Origin of the sequence: Streptomyces sp., assembly GCF_031181705.1 — a bacterium.
GTDB lineage: Bacteria > Actinomycetota > Actinomycetes > Streptomycetales > Streptomycetaceae > Streptomyces.
In genome coordinates this window covers 1-17283 of the sequence record NZ_JAPSKN010000120.1, presented here as the reverse complement: position 1 = coordinate 17283, position 17283 = coordinate 1, and the positions used below count along the sequence as shown (strand labels likewise).

16 protein-coding genes and 1 pseudogene are annotated in these 17283 nt (G+C 69.4%); all 17 read left to right on the top strand.

Translation table 11 applies throughout. The features are described 5' to 3' along the window. Positions 1 to 250: 250 nt before the first annotated feature. The gene (locus RIN80_RS20845) at positions 251 to 2047 is read left to right on the top strand and encodes a trypsin-like serine protease (protein WP_309097144.1); all 1797 of its coding nucleotides are present in this window, start codon (positions 251 to 253) and stop codon (positions 2045 to 2047) included. 208 nt (positions 2048 to 2255) lie between these two features. Further along, positions 2256 to 3392 (top strand): LCP family protein, encoded by a 1137-nt coding sequence (locus tag RIN80_RS20840; protein WP_309097142.1) that lies wholly within the window; start codon positions 2256 to 2258, stop codon positions 3390 to 3392. A gap of 187 nt (positions 3393 to 3579) precedes the next feature. Continuing rightward, a complete protein-coding gene (gene rpmE / locus RIN80_RS20835) occupies positions 3580 to 3801 on the top strand; it encodes a 50S ribosomal protein L31 (RefSeq protein ID WP_003992975.1) in 222 nt (73 codons plus the stop codon). A 109-nt stretch (positions 3802 to 3910) separates the two neighbouring features. Continuing rightward, the gene (prfA, locus tag RIN80_RS20830) at positions 3911 to 4987 is read left to right on the top strand and encodes a peptide chain release factor 1 (protein ID WP_309097141.1); all 1077 of its coding nucleotides are present in this window, start codon (positions 3911 to 3913) and stop codon (positions 4985 to 4987) included. Between the two features lie 219 nt (positions 4988 to 5206). Then, the gene (prmC, locus tag RIN80_RS20825; protein WP_309097140.1) at positions 5207 to 6052 is read left to right on the top strand and encodes a peptide chain release factor N(5)-glutamine methyltransferase; all 846 of its coding nucleotides are present in this window, start codon (positions 5207 to 5209) and stop codon (positions 6050 to 6052) included. Between the two features lie 115 nt (positions 6053 to 6167). Beyond that, positions 6168 to 6815: an L-threonylcarbamoyladenylate synthase gene (locus tag RIN80_RS20820; protein WP_309097139.1), complete on the top strand. Its 648-nt coding sequence runs from the start codon at positions 6168 to 6170 to the stop codon at positions 6813 to 6815. Then, positions 6812 to 7489, top strand: coding sequence for a protein-tyrosine-phosphatase (locus tag RIN80_RS20815; protein WP_309097138.1), 678 nt, complete (start codon positions 6812 to 6814; stop codon positions 7487 to 7489). The genes RIN80_RS20820 and RIN80_RS20815 overlap by 4 nt, the downstream gene beginning before the upstream one ends. A 68-nt stretch (positions 7490 to 7557) precedes the next feature. Continuing rightward, positions 7558 to 8796, top strand: a complete 1239-nt coding sequence (gene glyA, locus RIN80_RS20810) for a serine hydroxymethyltransferase (RefSeq protein WP_309097137.1) — start codon at positions 7558 to 7560, stop codon at positions 8794 to 8796. A gap of 128 nt (positions 8797 to 8924) precedes the next feature. Beyond that, positions 8925 to 10271, top strand: coding sequence for an MraY family glycosyltransferase (locus RIN80_RS20805; protein WP_309097136.1), 1347 nt, complete (start codon positions 8925 to 8927; stop codon positions 10269 to 10271). 297 nt (positions 10272 to 10568) lie between these two features. Next, positions 10569 to 11006, top strand: a complete 438-nt coding sequence (locus tag RIN80_RS20800) for a hypothetical protein (protein ID WP_309097135.1) — start codon at positions 10569 to 10571, stop codon at positions 11004 to 11006. Between the two features lie 273 nt (positions 11007 to 11279). After that, on the top strand, positions 11280 to 12050 hold the full coding sequence (atpB, locus tag RIN80_RS20795; RefSeq protein WP_309097143.1) for a F0F1 ATP synthase subunit A: 771 nt from the start codon (positions 11280 to 11282) through the stop codon (positions 12048 to 12050). 75 nt (positions 12051 to 12125) lie between these two features. Continuing rightward, positions 12126 to 12356 carry an ATP synthase F0 subunit C gene (gene atpE, locus RIN80_RS20790; protein WP_030049631.1) on the top strand — a complete coding sequence of 77 codons (231 nt, stop codon included), beginning with the start codon at positions 12126 to 12128 and terminating at the stop codon, positions 12354 to 12356. Positions 12357 to 12398: 42 nt separating this feature from the next. Further along, positions 12399 to 12947 (top strand): F0F1 ATP synthase subunit B, encoded by a 549-nt coding sequence (locus tag RIN80_RS20785; RefSeq protein WP_309097134.1) that lies wholly within the window; start codon positions 12399 to 12401, stop codon positions 12945 to 12947. After that, on the top strand, positions 12944 to 13759 hold the full coding sequence (locus RIN80_RS20780) for a F0F1 ATP synthase subunit delta (protein ID WP_309097133.1): 816 nt from the start codon (positions 12944 to 12946) through the stop codon (positions 13757 to 13759). Before RIN80_RS20785 ends, RIN80_RS20780 begins: the two co-directional genes overlap by 4 nt. A 124-nt stretch (positions 13760 to 13883) precedes the next feature. Continuing rightward, positions 13884 to 15476 (top strand): F0F1 ATP synthase subunit alpha, encoded by a 1593-nt coding sequence (atpA, locus tag RIN80_RS20775; RefSeq protein WP_309097132.1) that lies wholly within the window; start codon positions 13884 to 13886, stop codon positions 15474 to 15476. Between the two features lie 21 nt (positions 15477 to 15497). Beyond that, positions 15498 to 16415, top strand: coding sequence for a F0F1 ATP synthase subunit gamma (locus tag RIN80_RS20770; RefSeq protein WP_309097131.1), 918 nt, complete (start codon positions 15498 to 15500; stop codon positions 16413 to 16415). A 3-nt stretch (positions 16416 to 16418) separates the two neighbouring features. Next, positions 16419 to 17283, top strand: a pseudogene (locus tag RIN80_RS20765) (F0F1 ATP synthase subunit beta); the annotation flags it as partial.

Here is a 17283-nt window from a genome sequence, read left to right as displayed (position 1 = left end):
CTGCACGCCCTCGACCAGCAGCAGGCGGTCGAGCTGCTCCTCGACAAGATGAAGCAGACGAAGTCGAACGCCGAGTTCCTGATGCAGATCCAGAAGACGACGCCGACGCCGGGCAACGGCGACTGAGGCAGGCACTGCGCGAGAGGGCCGCTCCCGGTACGGGGGCGGCCCTTCGCGCTGTTCCGGGGCGGATAGGATCACGCTCTCTTCGAACTTGTGATCCCTAGGGGGGACATTCGTGGGTACATCCATGCCCGGGGGCGGCCGGCACAGACGCCGGATACGCATCGCACTGCCCGTCGCGGCGGCCGGTGTGGCCGCCGCCGTGGCCGCAGCGCTGCTGACGACGTCCGCCGGGGCCGCCACCCCGCTGCCGCAGCCCGCCGTCAAGCCCGCCGTGGCCGGCTCGCCGTCGCTCGCCGAGCTGGAGAAGCGCGTCGCCGGCGCCATGGCCGGTGACGACACGGCGGGCGGGACGAGCAAGGCCTCGCTCAGCGCGAGCACCGGCACCAGCGGCATCGACCCGAAGATCATCGGTGGCAGCCAGACCACCATCACCTCGGCGCCGTGGATGGCCCAGCTCCACTACTACGACGACCGGGGCACCTCCAGCACCGGCGACGACATCGGCTTCTTCTGCGGCGGCGCCGTCGTCGCGCCGACGAAGATCCTCACCGCCGCCCACTGCGTCAAGGGCTACGACTGGCACGGCAACGGCGCCATCGTCACCGGCACCGCCCAGCTGCCCTCGCAGGACGGCACCGACCTGCACGGCGGCACCGTCACCGGCGTCTGGCGGCAGTGGAACCACCCGTCGTACAGCGCGAGCACCATCGACAACGACATCGCGGTCCTCACCCTGCCCGTCCCGGTCAAGGCGACGCCGATCCGCATGACCACGTCCGGCGACACCACCTCGTACGCGGCCGGCACCAGCGCCAAGGTCTACGGCTGGGGCCGCACCAGCTCCACCAGCGAGGCCATCTCCGAGACGCTGAAGACGGCCACACTGCCCATCCAGTCCGACTCGACCTGCTCCGCCGCGTACGGCGCGGACTTCGTCAAGGGCCACATGGTCTGCGCGGGCAAGCCCGCCAGCGGCAGCGACACCGGCACCACCACCGCCTGCAACGGCGACTCCGGCGGTCCCCTGGTGGTCAACAACCGCATCGTCGGTGTCGTGTCCTGGGGCGTGACCGACTGCGTCGCCAAGGGCGCCTACAGCGTCTTCAGCAAGGTCAGCACCTACGTCGGCGCCACCTACCCGCGGCTCGACGACACCAACATCAACGGCGACCACCGGGCCGACGTGTGGGTGCGCAACGCCTCCACCAGGACCGGCTACTCCAAGAACTCCAACGGCACCTCCCTCGCCGCCCGCGAGTCCTGGGGTGACTGGAGCGGCGTCAACGTCGTCCTGCAGACCGACCTCGACCGCGACGGCTACCAGGACCTGGTCTACCGGGTCAGCACCACGGGCGACGTCTACTGGACCCACTACGTGATCTCCAGCGGCACCTGGTCCACCAAGCAGATCGCCGACAACTGGAAGACCCGCACCCGCATCATCACCCCCGGTGACGTCACCGGCGACTACCTGCCCGACCTGCTCTCGGTCGACTCCGCGGGCGTGATGTGGACCTACCCGGGCAAGGGCAACGGCACCTTCGCCCCGCGCGTGAAGGTCGGCTCCGGCTGGAACCAGTACAACTCCGTCCGCGGCAAGGGCGACTTCACCGGCGACGGCAAGACCGACCTGATCGCCCGCAGCAAGACCGGCGGCACGATCTACCTGTACAAGGGCACCGGCAAGTCCGGCACCGGGGCGTTCTCCGCCCGGGTCAAGGTGCGCACCTGGAGCAGCACCACGTACAACGCCTTCGACGCGGTCGGTGACGTCACCGGCGACGGCAGGGCCGACTTCCTGGCCCGCACCCCTGGCGGCACGCTCTACCTGTACGCCGGCACCGGCAAGGCGACCAGCGAGATCTTCGCCACAAGGAAGTCCGTCGCCACCGACTTCAAGCAGTACGACATCTTCGGCTGAAACACCAGGTGAGCCGGTTCCCTCCGGCACCACCCGCCACACACTGTGCCCACCGCCCCACGCGGTGGGCACAGTCCGTTGTGCAACCCTTTCCCGAGTTTCCCCGTCTGACCAGGCGGAGCGACGATGGTGCGAGGAAGGGTTCCGACCGGCCCACGCCTGGCGCTGACCGCAGGGGGTAACCGACCGTAGACGAGCTGAGGAGCACATGTCTGCCGAGAGCACGCCGGATCCGGGCATACCGGGCGAGACCGGCACCAAGGAGCCGCGTCACCGCGGCAAGGGCCGCCGCCGCGCCCCCCGCAAGCGCCACAAGGGCCTGATCATCACGGCGTGGACCGCCGCGGGCATCGTCGTCCTGGGCGGCGCGGGCCTGGGCTACGTGTACTTCGAGCTCAACGGCAACCTCAAAAGCGTCGACATCGACCAGGCCCTCGGCACCGACCGGCCCAAGGCGGCCGACAACGGCTCGGAGAACATCCTGGTCCTCGGTTCGGACACCCGCTCCGGCAGCAACAGGAAGCTGGGCGGCGGCACCGACGACGGCAGCGCCCGCTCCGACACGGCGATGATCGTGCACCTCTACAAGGGCCACAAGAAGGCCAGTGTGGTCTCCATCCCGCGCGACACCCTCATCGACCGGCCCGCCTGCACGGACACCCGGGGCAACGAGCACCCCGCCGCGCGGAACGCGATGTTCAACTCCGCGTACTCCACCGGCGGCGCCGCCTGCGCCGTGAAGACCGTCGAGTCCCTCACCGACCTGCGCATGGACCACTACCTGGAGGTCGACTTCGCCGGCTTCCAGAGGCTCATCGACGACCTCGGCGGCGTCGAGATCACCACGACCGAGAGCATCGACGACCCCGACAGCCACCTGAAGCTGAAGGCCGGCACGCACAGACTCGACGGCGAGCAGGCCCTCGGCCTGGTCCGCACCCGGCACGGCGTCGGAGACGGCTCCGACCTCGGCCGTATCCAGCTGCAGCAGGCCTTCATCAAGGCGCTGGTCAACCAGGTCAAGGACGTCGGCGTCTTCACCAACCCGAAGAAGCTGCTCGACCTCGCGGAGACCGCGACCAAGACGGTGACGACCGACTCCGACCTCGGCTCGGTCAACAAGCTCGCCTCCTTCGCGAGCGGCCTGCAGGGCATCAGCCCCGCCAACATGCACATGGTCACGATGCCGGTCGTCTACGACCCGGCCGACCCCAACCGCGTCCTGCTCCAGGAGAAGAAGGCCGACCAGATCTGGCAGGCCCTGGCGAACGACGAGCCGATCCCGAAGAGCGCCACGAAGGACACGGCGACCGGCGAGGCCAAGGGCGTCGTGAACGCCCCCTGAGGGACACGTCCCCGGGGGCGCGCGGGAACTGCGCGAGCAACCCCCACCGGCCCGCGGGGAATAGATCACCGCAACCCCCGGTTTTGGGGGATGGCCCCAGTCCTGGCAGACTGGTACGTCGGCTCCGGTTCACGCCCCCGCATCCCGCGGCGGCGACCCGGCGCCCTCCCGAAACCTAGGAGACACCTTGAAGCGCGACATCCACCCCGAGTACGTCGAGACGCAGGTCAGCTGCACCTGCGGCGCGTCGTTCACCACGCGCAGCACCATCGAGTCCGGCACCATCCGGGCCGACGTGTGCTCCGAGTGCCACCCGTTCTACACGGGCAAGCAGAAGATCCTCGACACCGGTGGCCGTGTGGCCCGCTTCGAGGCCCGCTTCGGCAAGGCCGCCGGCTCCAAGAAGTAGCGAGCCCCATTTCGCCGGTCCTCGGCAGTGTCCCCACCCAGGGGCGCGCCGGGACCGGCGTTTTTGGTCGCCCGCCCTTCACCCCCCGTCCGTACACAGGAGCCCCAAGATGTTCGAGGCCGTCGAGGAACTCGTCGCCGAGCACGCCGATTTGGAGAAGAAGCTCGCCGACCCGTCGGTCCACTCCGACCAGGCCAACGCGCGCAAGCTGAACAAGCGGTACGCCGAGCTCACCCCGATCGTCGCGACGTACCGCTCCTGGAAGCAGACGGGCGACGACATCGAGACCGCGCGTGAGTTCGCCGCCGACGATCCCGATTTCGTGGCCGAGGTCAAGGAGCTGGAGAAGCAGCAGGGAGAGCTGACGGAGAAGCTGCGCCTCCTCCTCGTCCCGCGCGACCCCAGCGACGACAAGGACGTCATCCTGGAGATCAAGGCGGGAGCCGGCGGCGACGAGTCGGCCCTGTTCGCCGGTGACCTGCTGCGCATGTACCTGCGCTACGCCGAGCGCGTCGGCTGGAAGACCGAGATCATCGACGCCACGGAGTCCGAGCTGGGCGGCTACAAGGACGTCCAGGTCGCCGTGAAGACCAAGGGCGGCCAGGGCGCCACCGAGCCCGGACAGGGCGTGTGGGCCCGGCTGAAGTACGAGGGCGGCGTGCACCGCGTGCAGCGCGTGCCCGCGACCGAGTCCCAGGGCCGCATCCACACCTCCGCGGCCGGTGTGCTCGTCACGCCCGAGGCGGAGGAGGTCGACGTCGAGATCAACCCCAACGACCTGCGCATCGACGTCTACCGTTCCTCCGGGCCCGGCGGGCAGTCCGTCAACACCACCGACTCCGCCGTGCGCATCACGCACATCCCGACCGGAGTCGTCGCCTCCTGCCAGAACGAGAAGAGCCAGCTGCAGAACAAGGAGCAGGCACTGCGTATCCTGCGCTCCAGGCTGCTCGCCATGGCGCAGGAGGAGGCGGAGAGGAACGCCGCCGACGCCCGCCGCAGCCAGGTCCGCACCGTCGACCGCTCCGAGAAGATCCGCACGTACAACTTCCCGGAGAACCGCATCTCGGACCACCGCGTCGGCTTCAAGGCGTACAACCTGGACCAGGTCCTGGACGGCGACCTCGACGCGGTGATCCAGGCCTGCGTCGACGCGGACTCGGCGGCGAAGCTGGCGGCTGCGTAGGGGGTGTGTCTCATGGGTCGGGCCGGAGGAGAGGTGCGGTACCTGGTTAGCTGAGTCGAGCGGGGTCTGGTGCGTGCAGCTGCAAGGCGGAGGAGTGCGTCGGCGCGGAGCGTCGGCAACCGACGACAACGCGGCAGATGTGCGTGCCAGACCCCGCGACCCCGGCTCGACCCATGAGACACCCCCTGAGGCACGAACGAGCACACTCGGAGGACTTGCGTGAACCTGCTGCTCGCGGAGGTGGCCCAGGCCACCCAGCGGCTCGCCGACGCCGGCGTGCCCTCGCCGCGTACCGACGCGGAGGAGCTCGCCGCGTTCGTGCACGGCGTCAAGCGCGGCGAGCTGCACACCGTCAAGGACTCCGACTTCGACGCCCGGTACTGGGAGGTCATCGCCCGCCGCGAGGCCCGCGAGCCGCTCCAGCACATCACCGGGCGCGCCTACTTCCGGTACCTGGAACTCCAGGTCGGCCCCGGGGTGTTCGTGCCGCGGCCCGAGACCGAGTCCGTGGTGGGCTGGGCCATAGACGCCGTCCGGGCCATGGACGTCGTCGAGCCGTGCATCGTCGACCTGTGCACCGGCTCCGGCGCCATCGCGCTCGCCCTCGCGCAGGAGGTCCCGCGCTCGCGCGTGCACGCCGTGGAGCTGTCCGAGGACGCCCTGAAGTGGACCCGCAAGAACGTGGAGGGGTCCAGGGTCGAGCTGCGCCAGGGCGACGCCCTGACGGCCTTCCCGGACCTCGACGGCCAGGTCGACCTGGTCATCTCCAACCCGCCGTACATCCCGCTCACGGAGTGGGAGTACGTCGCTCCCGAGGCGCGGGACTACGACCCCGGCCTGGCCCTCTTCTCCGGCGAGGACGGCCTGGACCTCATCCGCGGCCTGGAGCGGACCGCGCACCGGCTGCTGCGCCCCGGCGGCGTGGTGGTCGTGGAGCACGCCGACACCCAGGGCGGCCAGGTGCCGTGGATCTTCGCCGAGGACCGCGGCTGGACCGACGCGGCCGACCACCCGGACCTGAACAACCGCCCGCGCTTCGCCACGGCCCGCAAGGCACTGCCGTGAGCACCCAGGACATCCCGCGGTCCGCACGGACGTCGAGTACGTCGAGTACGTCGAGTACGTCGAGTACGTCGCGGACTTCATCCCAGCAGCACGTGTACGAGGAGGCCAGCTAAAGATGGCACGGCGATACGACACCAACGACGCGACCGACCGAGTGACCGGTCTGCGTGAGGCAGCGTCCGCCGTCCGCCGTGGCGAACTCGTGGTGCTGCCGACGGACACGGTGTACGGCATCGGCGCCGACGCGTTCTCCTCGGAGGCGGTCTCCGACCTGCTGCAGGCCAAGGGCCGGGGCCGCAACATGCCCACCCCCGTCCTCATCGGCTCCCCGAACACGCTGCACGGGCTCGTCACGGACTTCTCCGAGCTGGCCTGGGAGCTCGTCGACGCCTTCTGGCCGGGCGCGCTGACCCTGGTCGCCAGGCACCAGCCGTCCCTGCAGTGGGACCTGGGGGACACCCGGGGCACCGTCGCCGTGCGGATGCCGCTGCACCCCGTCGCCATCGAGCTGCTCACCGAGGTCGGCCCCATGGCCGTGTCCTCCGCCAACCTCACCGGCCACCCGGCGCCGGAGAACTGCGACGCGGCGCAGGGGATGCTCGGCGACTCCGTCTCCGTCTACCTCGACGGCGGCCCCACCCCCGGCAACGTGCCCTCGTCGATCGTGGACGTGACCCGTGAGGTGCCGCTGCTGCTGCGCGCCGGCGCGCTCTCGGCGGACGAGCTGAGGAAGGTCGTACCCGACCTCGAGGTGGCGAATTGACGGCCCCTGAGGGGCGTGGCATAGGCAACGGGGAGAGCGCGGCGGAGATCACGACGACCTTCGTGGGACTTCCGCGCGACAGCTTCCGCATCCTCCACGTCAGCACCGGCAACGTGTGCCGCTCGCCCATCACCGAGCGGCTGACCCGCCATTTCGTGCAGGAGCGGCTGGGCATCCTGGGCGGCGGTCTCATCGTGGAGAGCGCGGGCACCTGGGGCCACGAGGGCGCGCCCATGGAGGCACACGCGGAGACGGTCCTGGCCGACTTCGGCGCGGACGCCTCCGGCTTCACCGGGCGCGAACTCCTCGACGAGCACGTGATCCGCGCCGACCTGGTGCTGACCGCCACCCGGGACCACCGGGCCCAGGTCATCTCCATGGGCCACTCGGCGGGTTTGCGGACCTTCACGCTCAAGGAATTCACCCGCCTGGTCAAGGCCATCGACCCGACGACCCTGCCGCCCCTGGAGGAGGGCGTGGTCGTCCGCGCGCGTGCCCTGGTCCGTGCCGCGGCGGCTCTGCGCGGGTGGCTGCTCGCCCCGAACGCCGAGGCGGACGAGGTCTACGACCCGTACGGGGCGCCCCTGACGTTCTTCCGGTCCATCGGGGACGAGATACACCAGGCGCTCGACCCGGTCGTCACGGCGCTCACCGGCGTCCCCGCACGGACGTAACGACCGAGCGCCCCCAGGGCCCCGGGCCTACATTGGTCGTACGTCACCGTCGACGCCCGGAGCCCACCATGACGGTCACCCCTGCCATCGAGGCCGACGTCCTGCGCCGTCAGGACCCCGAGCTCGCCGACGTCCTGCTCGGCGAGCGGGAGCGGCAGGCGACGACCCTGCAGCTGATCGCGGCCGAGAACTTCTGCTCCCCGGCCGTGCTGGCCGCCCTCGGGTCCCCGCTCGCCAACAAGTACGCCGAGGGCTATCCGGGGGCGCGGCACCACGGCGGCTGCGAGATCGTGGACGTCGCCGAGCGCCTCGCCGTCGACCGCGCCAAGGCCCTGTTCGGCGCCGACCACGCCAACGTCCAGTCCCACTCGGGTTCTTCGGCGGTGCTGGCCGCCTACGCGGCCCTGCTGCGCCCCGGGGACACCGTCCTCGCCCTGGGCCTGCCGCACGGCGGTCATCTCACCCACGGCTCCCCGGCGAACTTCTCCGGCCGCTGGTTCGACTTCGTCGGCTACGGCGTGGAGGCCGAGTCCGGGCTCGTCGACCACGAGCAGGTGCGCACCCTGGCCCGCACGCACCGGCCCAAGGCGATCGTGTGCGGTTCGATCGCCTACCCCCGCCACTTCGACTACGCCTTCTTCCGCGAGGTCGCCGACGAGGTGGGCGCCTACCTCGTCGCGGACGCCGCGCACCCGATGGGTCTGGTGGCCGGGGGAGCGGCGCCCAGCCCGGTGCCGTACGCGGACATCGTCTGCGCGACCACCCACAAGGTGCTGCGGGGCCCGCGCGGCGGTCTGATCCTGTGCCGGGCGGAACTGGCCGAGCGGGTCGACCGGGCCGTTTTCCCCTTCACACAGGGCGGCGCCCAGATGCACACCATCGCCGCCAAGGCCGTCGCGTTCGGCGAGGCGGCAACACCGGCGTTCGCCGCGTACGCCCATCAGGTGGTGGCGAATGCGCGGGTCCTCGCGGCCCGGCTCGCCGCCGAGGGACTGGCCGTCACCACCGGCGGCACGGACACCCACCTGATCACCGCCGACCCGGCCCCGCTCGGCGTCGACGGACGCACCGCCCGGGGCCGTCTCGCCGCCGCCGGCCTGGTCCTGGACTGCTGCGCCCTGCCGCACGGCGACGCCCGGGGCCTGCGCCTCGGGACGGCCGCGATCACCACGCAGGGCATGGGCGCGGCGGAGGCGGCCCGGATCGCCAAGCTGCTCGCGGGAGTGCTGCGGGGTGTGACGGATCCCGCGAGAGCCCGTGAAGAAGTGCGGGAGCTGGCCGGTGCATTTCCGCCCTATCCCCGCTGACTCGGGATAAGCGCACCAGGTGCGCGGCCACTCGTGCAACCATCGTCGCTACCCGGAAGTCCCCACCCATATGCGCGCATCGCTAGGGTGTGGAGCTGAGATGGCCAGCGAGACCTGTGGGGAAGCCCGTGCGTGAATACCTGCTGACGCTCTGCATCACGGCCGCGGTGACGTATCTGCTGACAGGGCCGGTACGGAAGTTCGCGATCGTGGCCGGGGCGATGCCGGAGATCCGGGCACGTGACGTGCACCGGGAACCCACTCCGCGGCTCGGCGGTATCGCGATGTTCTTCGGCCTGTGCGCGGGCCTGCTGGTCGCCGACCACCTGACCAACCTCAACCAGGTCTTCGAGACGTCGAACGAACCGCGGGCGCTGCTGTCCGGGGCCGCGCTGATCTGGCTGATCGGCGTGCTGGACGACAAGTTCGAGATCGACGCCCTGATCAAGCTGGGCGGCCAGATGATCGCCGCGGGCGTGATGGTCGTGCAGGGTCTGACGATCCTGTGGCTGCCGATCCCGGGCGTCGGCTCGGTGGCGCTCACCCAGTGGCAGGGCACCCTGCTGACGGTCGCGCTGGTCGTCATCACCATCAACGCGGTCAACTTCGTCGACGGCCTGGACGGCCTCGCGGCCGGCATGGTCTGCATCGCGGCCACCGCGTTCTTCCTGTACGCCTACCGCATCTGGTACTCGTACGGCGTCGAGGCCGCCGCCCCGGCCACGCTGTTCTCGGCGATCCTGATGGGCATGTGCCTGGGCTTCCTGCCGCACAACATGCACCCGGCGCGGATCTTCATGGGCGACTCGGGCTCGATGCTGATCGGCCTGGTGCTGGCCGCCGGGGCGATCTCCGTCACGGGCCAGGTCGACCCGGACGCGCTCAACCTGTACGTCGGGTCGGAGAAGGAGGCCGTGCACCAGACGGTCCCGGTCTACATCCCGCTGCTGCTGCCGCTGACGATCATCGCGGTGCCGGCCGCCGACCTGATCCTGGCGATCGTGCGCCGCACCTGGCGCGGCCAGTCCCCGTTCGCCGCCGACCGCGGGCACCTGCACCACCGGCTGCTGGAGATCGGCCACTCGCACAGCCGCGCGGTGCTGATCATGTACTTCTGGTCCGCGCTCATCGCCTTCGGCGCGCTCGCCTACTCGGTCAACTCGGCGTCCATGTGGATCGTGCTCGGCGTGGTGTTCCTCAGCGCGATCGGCCTGGTGCTGCTCCTGCTGCCGCGGTTCACGCCGCGCACGCCGCGCTGGATGGAGCGGTTCGTGCCGCCGCGCTACCGGCGCCGCGGAGCGGTCACCGCCCTCGCGCCGGAGGCCTCGACGCCGGCGTCAGCGGCGGACCAGCCGGTCCCGGCCGGACCCGGGAGCCGCGCCCCCGTGGCGTCCGGCGTCGCGGGGGTCAACGGTGCGACCGCCATCGGCGCCCGCTCACGCCTGGCCGACCGGCGCAAGGCGGGGTCAAGGTAAGAATCTGACTAGAGCATTGCCAAGTCGTGGGATGGTGATGGGGGTGCGAAGCGCCCTAATACCAGACAACTCGGCAAGGTTCTCGCTCAGACGCGCAGGTTCACTCTCATGTGTGACGGTGCGCACACCTTCAGGTAAAGACTGCATCAAATAGTTTGTGATACGGTTCACGAGAACCCCCGGATAGAGCCGCAGGACCGCAGTGCGACGGTCCAGCGGCGTGAGGTCTCCACTCAGCCCGGGACTACGCTCGTCCATGACGACACCCCTGCCCCCTGCGAAAGCGGAGTTGCCGCCATGCCGTCCAATGACGCCCGGATTCTGGCCCAGGCCGCCGTGCCCACGGCTGCCGTCGGTGCTGTAGCCGCCGTCGTCAGTGGCCTGGTGGCCGGTGGCAAGGGGGTGATCGGCGCGGTCGTCGCGACGCTCGTGGTGATCCTGTTCATGGGGATCGGTCTCTACGTCCTGCAGCGCACCGCCAAATCGCTTCCGCACCTCTTCCAGGCGATGGGTCTGATGCTCTACGCGGCGCAGATCCTGCTGCTGTTCGTCTTCATGGCCGCGTTCAAGAACACCACGCTGTTCCATCCCAAGGCCTTCGCCCTCACGCTCGTCGCCGGCACTCTCGCGTGGATCGCCGCACAGGCGCGTGCCCATATGAAGGCCAAGATCCTTTACGTCGAGCCCGATTCGACGACGGGCGGGAAGCCCGAAAAATCGGGGCACTCGTCGTGAGGGATAGGGCCGGGATAAAGAGGCATGAGATCTCCTGCTATCGTCCGGTGCCAACTGCGGCATCGCGGGCGCGGGCATCCGAGCTGACGCCTGCTCCATCGCGAGGCGAGATGCCCCCCAGCCGCCCCCACATCCGTAACACCAGTCCCGTGCCGAACCGCGGCCCTGCGCCGCGCCGACACAACGAGGTTGCCGTACCCATGCGTCACGCCGAAGGAGCCCGCGGTGAGTGCTGACCAGACCCAGCTCGCCTTTGACTGGAGCTGTCGGATCATGTCCGACAACGGGTGTGGTTTTCCGGCTCCGGGCCTGCACTCGTTCCTCTTCAAGCCGATTGGCACGGTCGGGGGGTACGAGTTCAACAAGGTGATGCTGCTCGCCATCATCACCACCATCCTTGTCATCGGCTTCTTCTGGGCGGCCTTCGGCAAGGCCAAGGTGGTGCCGGGCAAGCTGCAGATGGTCGGTGAGGCCGGCTACGACTTCGTCCGCCGCGGCATCGTCTACGAGACCCTCGGCAAGAAGGAGGGCGAGAAGTACGTCCCCCTGATGGTCTCGCTGTTCTTCTTCATCTGGATCATGAACATCTGGTCCGTGATCCCGCTGGCGCAGTTCCCGGTGTCCTCGATCATCGCCTACCCGGCCGTCCTGGCCGCGGTGGTGTACGTGACGTGGGTCGGGCTGACCTTCAAGCGGCACGGCTTCGTCGGGTTCTTCAAGAACGTCACCGGCTACGACAAGTCGCTCGGCCCGGTGCTGCCGCTCGTGATGCTCATCGAGTTCTTCTCGAACCTGCTCGTCCGACCGTTCACGCACGCGGTGCGACTCTTCGCCAACATGTTCGCCGGCCACCTGATGCTGGTCATGTTCACCGTCGCGTCCTGGTACCTGCTGAACAGCTGGATGATCCCGGCGGCCGGTGTCTCCTTCGTCATGGCCACGGTCATGATCGTCTTCGAACTTTTCGTGCAGGCCGTCCAGGCGTACGTTTTCGTACTCCTCGCCTGCACGTACGTCCAGGGCGCTCTCGCCGAGCATCACTGAGCCCCGACCACTCTCAGCCCCCAGAACGTCCGGTGGCCAACCCCCATCGGTCCTGAAAGAGAAGGAAGATTCAGCATGGCTGCCCTTGAGACCCTCGCCGCCGTCGAAGGCAACCTCGGCTCCATCGGCTACGGCCTTGCCGCCATCGGCCCCGGCGTCGGCGTCGGCATCATCTTCGGCAACGGTACCCAGGCCCTGGCCCGCCAGCCCGAGGCGGCCGGTCTGATCCGTGCCAACCAGATCCTCGGTTTCGCGTTCTGTGAGGCGCTCGCCCTCATCGGCATCGTCATGCCGTTCGTCTACTAAAGACGACCGGACGATCGAAACCTTTCAACGGAAGGCACTGATGTGATCGCCAACCTGGTGCAGCTGGCGGCCGAGGAGAAGCAGAACCCGCTGATCCCTCCGGGCCCCGAGCTGCTCGTCGGCACCATCGCCTTCGCCATCGTGTTCTTCTTCTTCTGGAAGAAGCTGCTTCCGAACATCAACAAGGTTCTGGAGGAGCGCCGCGCGGCGATCGAAGGCGGTATCGAAGAGGCCGAGACCATGAAGGTCGAGGCCCAGAGCGTCCTTGAGCAGTACAAGGCACAGCTCGCCGAGGCCCGGCACGAGGCCGCGCGCCTGCGCCAGGAGGCGCAGGAGCAGGGTGCCGCCCTCATCGCCGAGATGCGGGCCGAGGGCCAGCGGCAGCGCGAGGAGATCGTCGCCGCCGGTCACGCCCAGATCGAGGCCGACCGCAAGGCCGCCGCGTCCGCGCTGCGCCAGGACGTGGGCAAGCTCGCCACCGACCTGGCCGGCAAGCTCGTCGGTGAGTCCCTCGAGGACCACGCCCGCCAGAGCCGCGTGATCGACCGGTTCCTCGACGAGCTCGAGGAGAAGGCCGAGGCCGGCCGATGAACGGAGCGAGCCGCGAGGCCCTGGCAGCCGCACGAGAGCGTCTCGACGCGCTGACGGACTCCACGTCCGTCGACGCAGGGGAGCTCGCCGCCGAGCTGGCCGCCGTCACCGCGCTGCTCGACCGCGAGGTGTCGCTGCGTCGGGTCCTCACCGACCCGGCGCAGGCCGGTGAGACCAAGGCCGGGCTGGCCCAGCGCCTGCTCGGCACGCAGGTCAGCGGCCCCGCCGCCGACCTGGTCGCGGGCATGGTGCGTTCCCGCTGGTCGCGTTCGCGCGATCTGGTGGACGCGCTGGAGCAGCTGGCCGACACCGCGGACCTCACCGCCGCGCAGCAGGCCGGCAAGCTCGACGACGTCGAGGACGAGCTGTTCCGGTTCGGCCGGATCGTCTCCGGCAGCACCGAGCTGCGCGCCGCGCTGACCGACCGCAAGGCCACCACCTCCGCCAAGGGCGAGCTGCTGCGCAGCCTGCTGGGCGGCAAGGCCCAGTCGGCCACCGAGCGTCTGGTGACGCGCCTTGTGACCGCGCCGCGGGGACGTAGCCTGGAGTCGGGACTGGAGTCCCTGTCCAAGCTCGCGGCCGACCGGCGCAACCGCATGGTCGCCACCGTGACCTCGGCGGTGCCGCTGAGCGACCCGCAGAAGCAGCGCCTGGGCGCCGCCCTCGCGAAGCTCTACGGCCGCACGATGCACCTCAACCTGGACGTGGACCCCGAGGTCCTCGGCGGCATCCGGGTGCAGGTCGGCGACGAGGTCATCAACGGCTCCCTCGCGGACCGCATCGAGGACGCCAGCCGCCGGCTCGCCGGCTGAGCAGCAACTCAATAGGCACAACGTACTTACGACGGCCCTGGTTGGGCCGTGCAGAAGAATCCTGGGGGTCGCCCCCAGACCCCCAAAGAAACTTCGGGCCCAACAAGGAGAGCAGGGAACCCAGATGGCGGAGCTCACGATCCGGCCGGAGGAGATCCGGGACGCGCTGGAGAACTTCGTCCAGGCGTACAAGCCGGACGCGGCCTCGCGCGAGGAGGTCGGTACGGTCACCTTTGCCGGCGACGGCATCGCGAAGGTGGAGGGCCTGCCCTCGACCATGGCCAACGAACTGCTGAAGTTCGAGGACGGCACCCTCGGCCTCGCCCTCAACCTCGAGGAGCGCGAGATCGGTGCCATCGTCCTCGGCGAGTTCAGCGGCGTCGAGGAGGGACAGCCGGTCTCCCGCACCGGCGAGGTTCTCTCCGTCGCGGTGGGCGAGGGTTACCTCGGCCGCGTGGTGGACCCCCTCGGCAACCCGATCGACGGCCTCGGCGAGATCGAGACCGAAGACCGTCGCGCCCTGGAGCTGCAGGCCCCGGGCGTCATGGTCCGCAAGTCGGTGCACGAGCCGATGGAGACGGGCTACAAGGCCGTCGACGCGATGACCCCGATCGGCCGCGGCCAGCGCCAGCTGATCATCGGTGACCGCCAGACCGGCAAGACCGCCCTGGCCGTCGACACGATCATCAACCAGCGCGACAACTGGCGCACGGGCGACCCGAACAAGCAGGTCCGCTGCATCTACGTCGCCATCGGCCAGAAGGGCTCCACCATCGCCGGCGTGCGCGGCGCTCTGGAGGAGGCCGGCGCGCTGGAGTACACGACCATCGTCGCCGCCCCGGCGTCCGACCCGGCCGGCTTCAAGTACCTGGCGCCGTACACCGGTTCGGCCATCGGCCAGCACTGGATGTACCAGGGCAAGCACGTCCTGATCATCTTCGACGACCTGTCGAAGCAGGCCGACGCCTACCGCGCCGTGTCGCTGCTGCTGCGCCGCCCGCCGGGCCGTGAGGCCTACCCGGGTGACGTCTTCTACCTGCACTCCCGTCTGCTGGAGCGCTGCGCCAAGCTCTCCGACGAGATGGGCGCCGGTTCGATGACCGGTCTGCCGATCGTCGAGACCAAGGCCAACGACGTCTCGGCGTTCATCCCGACCAACGTCATCTCCATCACCGACGGCCAGTGCTTCCTGGAGTCGGACCTGTTCAACGCCGGTCAGCGCCCCGCGCTGAACGTCGGTATCTCCGTCTCCCGAGTCGGTGGTTCCGCGCAGCACAAGGCGATGAAGCAGGTCTCCGGCCGTCTGCGCGTGGACCTCGCCCAGTTCCGTGAGCTGGAGGCGTTCGCCGCCTTCGGTTCCGACCTGGACGCCGCGTCGAAGGCGCAGCTGGAGCGCGGTCAGCGCATGGTCGAGCTGCTGAAGCAGGACCAGTACCAGCCGATGGCCACCGAGGACCAGGTCGTCTCCGTCTGGGCCGGCACCACCGGCAAGATGGACGACGTGCCGGTCGCCGACATCCGCCGCTTCGAGAAGGAGCTGCTGGAGTACCTGCACCGCAAGGAGCAGGGCCTCATGACCTCCATCCGCGAGGGCGGCAAGATGTCCGACGACACCCTGCAGGCCGTCGCCGAGGCGATCGCGGACTTCAAGAAGCAGTTCGAGACGAGCGACGGCAAGCTGCTCGGCGAGGACGCCCCGGCCGCTGCCGCCAAGTGACGTAAGGAAGGGACCTGACTCATGGGAGCCCAGCTCCGGGTCTACAAGCGTCGCATCCGATCCGTCACCGCGACCAAGAAGATCACCAAGGCGATGGAGATGATCGCCGCCTCGCGCGTCGTCAAGGCGCAGCGCAAGGTGGCGGCCTCCACCCCGTACGCGACCGAGCTCACCCGGGCGGTCACGGCGGTCGCCACCGGTAGCAACACCAAGCACCCGCTGACGACGGAGGCGGAGAACCCGACCCGTGCCGCGGTCCTGCTCCTCACGAGCGACCGCGGCCTGGCCGGCGCCTTCAACTCCAACGCCATCAAGGCCGCGGAGAAGCTCACGGCGAAGCTGGAGGCCGAGGGCAAGGAGGTCGTCAGCTACATCGTCGGCCGCCGTGGTGTCGCCCACTACAACTTCCGCGAGCGCAAGGTCGCGGAGTCGTTCACGGGCTTCACCGACGACCCGTCGTACGCGGACGCCAAGAAGGTCGCGGCACCGCTGATCGAGGCCATCGAGACGGAGACGGCCGAGGGCGGCGTGGACGAGCTCCACATCGTCTACACCGAGTTCGTGTCGATGATGACGCAGACGGCGATCGAGGCGCGGCTGCTGCCGCTCAGCCTCGACGAGGTCGCCGAGGAGGCGAAGCCCGCCAAGGGCGAGATCCTCCCGCTGTTCGACTTCGAGCCCTCGGCGGAGGACGTCCTGGACGCCCTGCTGCCGCGCTACGTGGAGAGCCGCATCTACAACGCGCTGCTCCAGTCGGCCGCCTCCAAGCACGCCGCCACGCGGCGCGCGATGAAGTCGGCCACCGACAACGCCGGCGAGCTCATCGAGACGCTCACCCGGCTTGCCAACCAGGCCCGCCAGGCCGAAATCACCCAGGAAATCAGCGAGATCGTCGGTGGCGCCAGTGCCCTGGCCGACGCGACCGCGGGGAGTGACTGACAAATGACCACCACTGTTGAGCCGACCGCTCCTGCTGGCGTGGCCACTGGCCGCGTCGCGCGGGTCATCGGCCCGGTCGTCGACGTGGAGTTCCCCGTCGACGCGATGCCGGAGATCTACAACGCCCTTCACGTCGAGGTCGCCGACCCGGCGCTGGCGGGCCAGAAGAAGACGCTGACCCTGGAGGTCGCCCAGCACCTGGGTGACGGCCTGGTCCGCGCGATCTCGATGCAGCCCACCGACGGTCTGGTCCGCCAGGCCCCGGTGACCGACACCGGCGCGGGCATCTCCGTCCCCGTCGGCGACTTCACCAAGGGCAAGGTGTTCAACACCCTCGGTGAGGTGCTGAACAGCGACGAGGTCCACACGGGCGAGCGCTGGCCCATCCACCGCAAGGCCCCCGCGTTCGACCAGCTCGAGTCGAAGACCGAGATGTTCGAGACGGGCCTGAAGGTCGTCGACCTGCTCACCCCGTACGTCAAGGGCGGCAAGATCGGTCTGTTCGGTGGCGCCGGTGTCGGCAAGACCGTGCTGATCCAGGAAATGATCATGCGTGTCGCCAACCTCCACGAGGGCGTCTCCGTCTTCGCGGGCGTCGGTGAGCGCACCCGTGAGGGCAACGACCTCATCGCGGAGATGGAAGAGTCCGGCGTTCTGGACAAGACCGCCCTGGTCTTCGGCCAGATGGACGAGCCCCCGGGCACCCGTCTGCGCGTGGCCCTGGCCGGCCTGACGATGGCGGAGTACTTCCGTGACGTCCAGAAGCAGGACGTGCTGTTCTTCATCGACAACATCTTCCGCTTCACCCAGGCCGGTTCCGAGGTGTCGACCCTGCTCGGCCGTATGCCCTCCGCGGTGGGCTACCAGC

Coding starts and splice junctions, on each gene's coding strand:
- RIN80_RS20770 (WP_309097131.1), top strand. CDS start 15,498: ATGGGAGCCCAGCTCCGGGTCTACAAGCGTCGCATCCGATCCGTCACC.
- glyA (WP_309097137.1), top strand. CDS start 7,558: ATGACGGTCACCCCTGCCATCGAGGCCGACGTCCTGCGCCGTCAGGAC.
- atpB (WP_309097143.1), top strand. CDS start 11,280: ATGTCCGACAACGGGTGTGGTTTTCCGGCTCCGGGCCTGCACTCGTTC.
- RIN80_RS20840 (WP_309097142.1), top strand. CDS start 2,256: ATGTCTGCCGAGAGCACGCCGGATCCGGGCATACCGGGCGAGACCGGC.
- RIN80_RS20800 (WP_309097135.1), top strand. CDS start 10,569: ATGCCGTCCAATGACGCCCGGATTCTGGCCCAGGCCGCCGTGCCCACG.
- prfA (WP_309097141.1), top strand. CDS start 3,911: ATGTTCGAGGCCGTCGAGGAACTCGTCGCCGAGCACGCCGATTTGGAG.
- RIN80_RS20780 (WP_309097133.1), top strand. CDS start 12,944: ATGAACGGAGCGAGCCGCGAGGCCCTGGCAGCCGCACGAGAGCGTCTC.
- RIN80_RS20820 (WP_309097139.1), top strand. CDS start 6,168: ATGGCACGGCGATACGACACCAACGACGCGACCGACCGAGTGACCGGT.
- atpA (WP_309097132.1), top strand. CDS start 13,884: ATGGCGGAGCTCACGATCCGGCCGGAGGAGATCCGGGACGCGCTGGAG.
- atpE (WP_030049631.1), top strand. CDS start 12,126: ATGGCTGCCCTTGAGACCCTCGCCGCCGTCGAAGGCAACCTCGGCTCC.
- RIN80_RS20845 (WP_309097144.1), top strand. CDS start 251: ATGCCCGGGGGCGGCCGGCACAGACGCCGGATACGCATCGCACTGCCC.